2 protein-coding genes and 1 pseudogene are annotated in these 1,693 nt (G+C 74.2%); all 3 read left to right on the top strand.

The window, feature by feature from the left end; translation table 11 throughout:
- Positions 1-218 precede the first annotated feature (218 nt).
- Positions 219-611 carry a hypothetical protein gene (locus KBX53_RS32150; RefSeq protein ID WP_030332751.1) on the top strand — a complete coding sequence of 131 codons (393 nt, stop codon included), beginning with the start codon at positions 219-221 and terminating at the stop codon, positions 609-611.
- 152 nt (positions 612-763) lie between these two features.
- Positions 764-1,024, top strand: coding sequence for a hypothetical protein (locus KBX53_RS32145; protein WP_030332749.1), 261 nt, complete (start codon positions 764-766; stop codon positions 1,022-1,024).
- Between the two features lie 6 nt (positions 1,025-1,030).
- Positions 1,031-1,693, top strand: a pseudogene (locus tag KBX53_RS32140) (hypothetical protein); the annotation flags it as partial.

Here is a 1,693-nt window from a genome sequence, read left to right as displayed (position 1 = left end):
CCCTCCCTCGCCCCGGCCGAAGTACCTGGCCAGGAATTCGTCCCACGGGTCGGAGCCGATGTCACCGGGTCCCATCATGTCTGTCCTCCGCGGTAGGGCTCGGCACGGTCGGCAGGGGCTACCCGGCGCGCGCCCCGACAAACGCCGCAGGTGGCGGTGCACCGGCATTCCGGGAGTGGCGTCGGGCCACTGCCGCCGGGTGGTGGCAGGCTGGCGGGATGGATGAGACCCCGCTGCTGATCGTGGATGGCGCCAACGTGGTCGGCTCCCGCCCGAACGGGTGGTGGCGTGACCGTGCCGGTGCCGCGGCCCGCTTGCGCGACTCGCTCGCCCCGGTGGCGACCGTCGGGTTACCGGCCCGGCTGCCCGCCCCGGTGGAGGTGGTCCTGGTGGTCGAGGGGGCTGCGCGGGACGTGCCGGGCACCGAGGGCGTACGGGTGGTCTCCGCGGCCGGCTCCGGCGACGACACGGTGGTCGAGCTGGTGGAGGCGGAGCCGCGGCGTCGTCGGTTGGTGGTCACCGCCGACCGGGAGTTGCGCGGGCGGGTGACGGCGCTGGGCGCGGAGGTGTACGGGCCGCGCTGGCTTCGCGAGAACCCGACCAGCAACTGAGAAATTCTCGCACTGGGACTCCCACAGATCGGACTCCCGGCACTTCCGAGGGCCTTCCGGACAGGCGGGCAGGAACACCGACAGGGCGGATGTTCTTTCCCGACCGCCGATAGGCTCTAATGGAGATCTCCCCGCCCCCAGGAGGTTTCGCCGTGGCGAGCGTCGCCGAGCTGAAGGCTGCCATCGATGTCGCCCTCCAACAGATCGGAGACGGACAGACAGCCGTGCAGGCGGCCGGCGAGAAACTGTCCGAGGCCCAGCAGACCCTGGCCGGGGCGCTGGAGGGCAGCGGGCACGAGACCGTCGAGGCGGCCCAGGCCTCGCTGACCCAGGCCAGCCAGGAGCTGGAGGAGTGTCTCGCCGCGACACTTGTCGCGGTGGAGCAGGCGCAGCTCTACGTCTCCACCCTGTAGGCCGTCATGTCCATCATCGAGGATGTCGGCGGGCAGGTCCGTGCCGCCACCGAGGAGTTCCCGCACGCCCTGCTCGGGCAGGCGCTGGAGAAGTTCGGCCTGGCCGCGGAGCGGCTGCGCTGGGTACGACAGGAGTCGGCCAACCCGATGGGGGTGCCCGAGCTGTCCGCCGCCACCGAGCACGCCGAGAGCGCCGGCTACGCGCTGCGGGTGGCGCAGGAGCAGCTGTCGGCCTACCTGACGGCGATCGGGCTCGGCGCGGACGGCGGCCCGGCCCCCCGCCCCGAGCAACGCGCTCCCCGACACGACACGCCACCGGCGGCCGGGCCCACCGCCGTGGCACCGGAGCCGGCCGAGCAGGTGCGCATGCGCCGCTGGTGGTCGGTGCGGGTGGCCGAGCTGACCGGCGGGCGCGAGGGCACCGACGACGAACCCGACGAGCGGGTGGGCGACTCCCAGGAGTTGCTGCGCCGGGTGGCGGGTGGGGTCCGCTCCGGCGACCGGGACCGGCTCCGCACGGAGCTGCGCCGGGCCTCCGCCGACGTGGGGCTGGGCATGGCGGCGCTGGCGCCACCGCTGCTGCGCGAGCTGGCCGGTGAGCTGCTCGGGCACCCGCCCCGCGCCAGCGAGCTCGGTCGGGTGCGCGGCGAGTGGGACGGGCGCGTCGGT

This window comes from Micromonospora sp. M51 (genome assembly GCF_018070305.1).
GTDB lineage: Bacteria > Actinomycetota > Actinomycetes > Mycobacteriales > Micromonosporaceae > Micromonospora > Micromonospora parva.
Note: the sequence above shows the minus strand (reverse complement) of the source record. Positions and strands in the feature narration are given on the sequence as shown.

What these genes read in the sequence shown, in the direction of transcription:
- KBX53_RS32150 (WP_030332751.1), top strand. Translation starts at nt 219, where the DNA reads ATGGATGAGACCCCGCTGCTGATCGTGGATGGCGCCAACGTGGTCGGC.